The organism is Acidisphaera rubrifaciens HS-AP3, from assembly GCF_000964365.1.
GTDB classification, from domain to species: Bacteria; Pseudomonadota; Alphaproteobacteria; order Acetobacterales; family Acetobacteraceae; genus Acidisphaera; species Acidisphaera rubrifaciens.
The window spans coordinates 1-5,070 of record NZ_BANB01000020.1 but is presented as its reverse complement, the minus strand read 5'-3'; the positions used below and the strand labels follow the sequence as shown (position 1 = coordinate 5,070).

At 64.2% G+C, this 5,070-nt stretch carries 6 protein-coding genes; 3 read left to right on the top strand and 3 right to left on the bottom strand.

Annotated elements, in window-relative coordinates; translation table 11 throughout:
• Positions 1-217 precede the first annotated feature (217 nt).
• Positions 218-1,069 carry an FkbM family methyltransferase gene (locus B8460_RS00730; protein ID WP_158322648.1) on the top strand — a complete coding sequence of 284 codons (852 nt, stop codon included), beginning with the start codon at positions 218-220 and terminating at the stop codon, positions 1,067-1,069.
• On the opposite strand, the gene B8460_RS00725 is transcribed toward B8460_RS00730, so the two are convergent.
• Positions 1,026-2,309 carry a glycosyltransferase family 9 protein gene (locus tag B8460_RS00725; protein WP_084623061.1) on the bottom strand — a complete coding sequence of 428 codons (1,284 nt, stop codon included), beginning with the start codon at positions 2,307-2,309 and terminating at the stop codon, positions 1,026-1,028. The genes B8460_RS00730 and B8460_RS00725 overlap by 44 nt on opposite strands.
• 339 nt (positions 2,310-2,648) lie before the next feature.
• Here B8460_RS00725 and B8460_RS21495 point away from each other — a divergent pair, with 339 nt between their 5' ends.
• Together B8460_RS21495 and B8460_RS00715 are read left to right on the top strand one after the other, a co-directional pair.
• The gene (locus B8460_RS21495; RefSeq protein ID WP_158322646.1) at positions 2,649-2,909 is read left to right on the top strand and encodes a hypothetical protein; all 261 of its coding nucleotides are present in this window, start codon (positions 2,649-2,651) and stop codon (positions 2,907-2,909) included.
• Positions 2,910-2,916: 7 nt separating this feature from the next.
• Positions 2,917-3,969, top strand: a complete 1,053-nt coding sequence (locus B8460_RS00715) for a glycosyltransferase family 9 protein (protein WP_048859648.1) — start codon at positions 2,917-2,919, stop codon at positions 3,967-3,969.
• Positions 3,970-4,169: 200 nt separating this feature from the next.
• Here the strand turns inward: B8460_RS00715 and B8460_RS00710 are convergent, their stop codons facing one another.
• Positions 4,170-4,325, bottom strand: a complete 156-nt coding sequence (locus B8460_RS00710; RefSeq protein WP_084623059.1) for a DUF3309 family protein — start codon at positions 4,323-4,325, stop codon at positions 4,170-4,172.
• An 88-nt stretch (positions 4,326-4,413) separates the two neighbouring features.
• On the bottom strand, positions 4,414-5,070 hold a 657-nt coding region (locus tag B8460_RS00705), incomplete at its 5' end, for an SDR family NAD(P)-dependent oxidoreductase (protein ID WP_048859647.1).

Here is a 5,070-nt window from a genome sequence, read left to right as displayed (position 1 = left end):
ATCCCGGGGCGGCGGCCGACCAAACGGCATGGAACAAACAGGGTACCACTGTCCGGGACGGATACGTTTGACAGGCACCCCTTTGTGCGAGGCTCAACCTCGGCTGCATTTGTATGGGTTGTGATCCGTGCCACGGTGCCTGTGAGCCGCCGCGGTCGGGAACGACGACGGGCTCGACGGGCAGCAACGCGTATCACGATCGCAGAAGGACATACCGGTGACTGGCACGGGACAAGACGCAGCCAAGTTGGCTTCCGACACCGCCGCGTTAGAACCGCAACGCCACGAGGCGCTTCTGCAGGAGTTGCGAGAGCGAGCAATCAATATCGAAGGCAAGATTGACCAGCTAATCCGCAGCGATCCGTCAATCTCGCCCAACAACACGACCGGTCACCCGGATCAGGCATTCGGCGGGCGAACTTACGCACAGGCGGGAGAGGATCTGATCGTCCTCAATTTATTTCATCGCCTTGGCATCGAACGACCACACTACCTTGACGTCGGTGCGCATCACCCGTTCAATGTCAGTAATACTGCGCTCCTATATTTCAGGGGCAGCCGTGGCATAAATGTAGAAGCAAATCCTAATTTGATTGGAAACTTTCTAAAGGCAAGACCTGAAGATATTACCATCAATGCAGGAGTTGGTCCGGAGGCTGGCGTACTTGATTTCTATATGATTGACAACGAATCTGGACGAAATAGCTTTGATCGCCAAACAGTGGAAGACTTCGTGCGTAACAATCCTGCGTTCAAGGTTACCGAGGTCCGACAGATCGAGGTGATGACCCTTACGGACATAATCAGTCGCTATGCGGACGCCCGATATCCTGAGTTCCTGAGCCTTGACGTCGAAGGATGGGATCGCCGGATCCTTGAGACAACGTCATTCGCTGATCGAGGCCCGCTCGTCATATGTGTCGAATCCCTCAGCGGCAACGAGGCGGATGACAGTGATGCGCTTGAGGCCACGATGACGCGGCAGGGTTACCGGCTGTATCATCGTACGATCGGAAACTTGATCTTCACGTCGCCGGAAGTGACGCAACGGCTGGGCGGGCGTTTGTAACGGCTGCCCGCGCCCCCGCCTCTTCCAGATGTGCGAGGATGCGCGCGACGACGGCACCGGGGGTCTGGGTCGTCATGCAGCGCGCGGTATCGAAATGCCGCGGACAGGCGTCCATCCAGGTCGGGTCGATCCACCAGCAACCGCCGCAGAATACGGGGCTGATGTTGACGTTGCCGCCGTAGCCAAAATAATCAGCCGGCGTGGGTCCGAAGACGACCGCGCTGGTGACCCCGAGACAGCTGGCGAGGTGGACGAGACCACCCTCGTTGTCGATGTGCAGCAGCGCACCCGCCAAAATCCCCGCCGCCTCCGAAAGGCTCGTCCGTCCGACGAGGTTCAGATCGACGGCTTCCAGACTTTCGCTGGTCTTGGTGCCGAGCTGCACGAAGCGCACGCCCGGCAGCGACGTCCGCAGCTGGGCGATCACTTCGTTGAAGTACGGGTAGCACTTCGTCGCGCGGGCCTGCGTGATGATGAAATCCTGATCGAACCCGTTTCCGATGGTGATGTAGGGCGTCCCGGCCAGCCCGGCGCGCCCGGCGGCCTCCTCGTCGATACGTAGCGGCAGCGTGTCGCCGCCATAGCGTATGTCGGCCATCAGATGCAGGAAGTCGGCCCGCGTGCGGTTGAGAAAGACCGCCCGCTGCGCCAGGAAGTTATCCATGAGCGGATGACGGTCGACGAACACATCGATCTTTGGCCGGAACCGTATGATCGCAGCAATTGCCTTGACCAGCGCGGGGCGATCCATCAGGTCGCGCCATTCCAGCAGGTTGTCGTGCACGACCACGAACTGGTTGATGCGGAAAGCGGCGTCGTACGATTCAATGACCTCGTCGAAGACGATGTCGTGATAGGCCCTGCCGAAGCCGTCGACCGACACGAAGGCCCAGGTCACGATCTCCGGCCGGGGCGCGAAGACGTCGAACATGAACGGCCCGCAGGTTGCGTGGAGATCGCGCATGAAGCGTGCGATCACCAGCACGTCGCCGAGACCGCCGGTCAGGCGAAAGGCAAGACGCCCCTGGCCATGGCCCGGGACGCGCCGGCTGCCGGTGATCGCCCGCACCTCGGCGCGGCGCTGTCTGTGCCGACGAAACGGACCGAGCATGAGGGGCGGCAGCAACGGCAGACGGGTAAGTACGTAACCGATAGCAAAGGCGGTCGCCTTCACGCTGCTGCCGCTGGTTGCCCGAACCTCGGCGGTGCGGGCGCGCAGGCGGTGGGTAAGATGGCGCATTCAGACCCTTTTATACCCTTTGGAGTTGTGTACGACCGGAGCACACACCCGCTGCACAGGCTCGATACGGGAAACACACGAATATTTCTGAGACTTTCAGCGGCTACCTTGTCCGTAAGGTAGAAGATATGGCGACAGCATATGTTTGGATAGGACAAGCGATACGCAAACGTATATGTTCAGGGCCATCGTTGCATGCGATCGCATTTGTCCCCGTCTTCTACCTTCGCTAGATTTTAAATCATTTACTAACCTTTAGGTTGTAGATACGCGGATAAAGGACACGTCATGGTAAAGAGGCTCGTTGCTACGACCCGCGATGCACTCCTGCGGACCCGTGTGCACGACATCGGGGATGGTCACGACCTCGACCCCGACTCGCTCGCGTATCTTTACGTCGTGCAGCAGCGACGGCGCCTTATCCTCGCGGAACAGCTCGCCCGCCTTCGCCAATCCGGCTTGGTGGCTCTCCCGTACCGGACCGCCGTCGTGTTGGTCCGGGCAGTCGATCTCTGGATCGCCAATCAGATCATTGCCTCGCTGATAAACGAGCACGCGCTGCTCGCCGCGTGTGGCGAGCAGGCCGCCGGGACCGTGTAGCCGCCGCATGGCGCGCATCGCCATACTCAAGCCCGACCATTTCGGCGACCTTATCCTCGCCGCCCCGGCGATCCGTGCGATTGCCAGTCAAAACCACGACGTCACCCTGTATGTCGCCCCCGGATCGGCCGGCCTGGCCCGCGTCCTCTTTCCCAGGGTCGGCGAAATACGGCGCGTGACGCTACCGCATCTGGCGCGCAGCGGTCAGCCGACCGAGGGCGACGTGCCCGATCTCGGCCGGGCGCTGGACTCACACGATCTGCTGATCGCGCTGCGCAATGACCCACCCCTACGTGCGCTGCTCAATCAGGTCGCCACCGATCACATCCTTGTCGACGACGATCATCTCGTGCACGAGACGGCGCTGCACAGACGGGCTCTGCGGCCGCTGCTCGGGCATTATTCCAGGACCGCCCTGTTCACCGGCGCGGCGCTTTCCTGGCCCGACCGCTTGCGTCACGTCGGCCTGTGCATCGCTGCCGGATTTCCGACCAACCGGTGGCCAATCACCTATTGGGCGGAACTGGCGCGCCGGCTCGCGGCGGAGGGGGTCGCGCTCACGCTCATCGGCGGGCCGCGGGAACGGACGGAACTGCTCCTCCTGTCCCGACTGATCAGCCGCATCCCGCACCGCGTCCTGCGCGGGGATGGGGATATCCCGGCATTCCTGGATGCGCTCGATCCGGTGGACCTCGTCATCGCGTCCGACGGTGGGACCGCGCATCTCTGTGCCCTGCGTAAGCCCGTGTGCTCGGTCTTCGGATCGAGCCCCTGGCGCCGCTACGCACCCTTCGGGCGGCACAACGTCGTGATGACCCGCGACGAGCCCTGTGCACCCTGCGTTCAGTTCAGCCGCGTCCAGATCAATGGCTGCCTGAGCCGGGAGTGCACGACCCTGCTGCCGGCGGCGGCCGTCGCGGTCTATGCCCTGTCAGGCGACCGGACCCGCTGTCAGGCGGCTGGGGTGCGCGTCGAACCTGGTGTCAGCCACCGCTTCGCGGGCAACGACGGCCGGCCTCCGGCGGCCCGCCCGGCCATGCGCGCCATGCACCCGGTCTGACGTATGCATCGGTCTCGCCCCGTGCCCGCCCCGGTGTCGGGCCCATGAACTGGCGAGACGTGACGCCACGTCTCGATCCCACCGTTTTCACCATCCGCACCGCCGGCCCTTCTGTGCCGGCAGCGCACAGGGCGTAAAGCCCACCGGCCTGCGCCTTCGTCCCGGCGCCGTGGCACCGGGACGAAGGCGCGCCGTCATGGCTACAGCCGTCCCATCAGCAGCAGAATCAGCAGGATGAGGACCAGCAGTCCGAGTCCGCCGGACGGGTAATAGCCCCACCCGGCTGGGGCGAAGCCCCAGGTCGGCAGGCCGCCCACGGCCAGCAGCAGCAACACTACGATCAGAACCAGGTACATTTGACATCTCTCCCTGACAGCGGAGAGGTAACGCCCGTGTTGGCAATTGTATGCGTGGCCGCGCGCGGGTTCCTGCGCGCCGCCCGATTCAGCGACGCTCCGTGCCGTCGCTTGCCAGATAGCCGCCGTCCACTGGGATCACCGCGCCGTTGACGAAGTCGGCGGCGGCGGAAACGAGGAAGCGGACGGCGCCGACCAGATCGGGCGTCTCGCCCCACCGTCCGGCCGGCGTGCGCCGCTCGATCGCGTGCTGGAAGTCGGTGCCGCGCAGTTCCTGGGTCATTTCGGTGAAATACCAGCCCGGCGCCACCGCGTTGACCTGTATGCCGAGCGGCGCCAGTTCGACGGCGTTGACGCGGGTCAGCCCGATCAGCGCGTGCTTGGCGACGGTATAGGCGACCTGCAGCCCGCGGCTCGGCGCGATCAGGCCGTAGACCGACGCGACGTTGACGATCTTGCCGCCGCCCTGCGCCGACATGACGCGCGCCGCGTGCTTCGTGCAGAGAAACGCGCCGGTCAGGTTGGTGTCGATGACGCGCTGCCAGTCGTCGCGCGACAGTTCCATCACCGACGCGCGCTGCCCGAGGCCGGCGTTGTTGACCAGGATGTCGAGGCGGCCGAAGCGGTCGCGCGTCGCCGCGACCGCCGCCTCCACCGACGCCTCGTCGCAGACGTCGAGCGTGACCGGGAACGCCTCTCCGCCCAGGGCGGCCGCCACCTCCGCGTTGCGCGCGCCGCGGCGGCC

Bases quoted from the DNA above. Each gene is read 5' to 3' on its own strand.
- B8460_RS00715 (WP_048859648.1), top strand. From the start codon at position 2,917: ATGGCGCGCATCGCCATACTCAAGCCCGACCATTTCGGCGACCTTATC.
- B8460_RS00725 (WP_084623061.1), bottom strand. From the start codon at position 2,309: ATGCGCCATCTTACCCACCGCCTGCGCGCCCGCACCGCCGAGGTTCGG.
- B8460_RS00710 (WP_084623059.1), bottom strand. From the start codon at position 4,325: ATGTACCTGGTTCTGATCGTAGTGTTGCTGCTGCTGGCCGTGGGCGGC.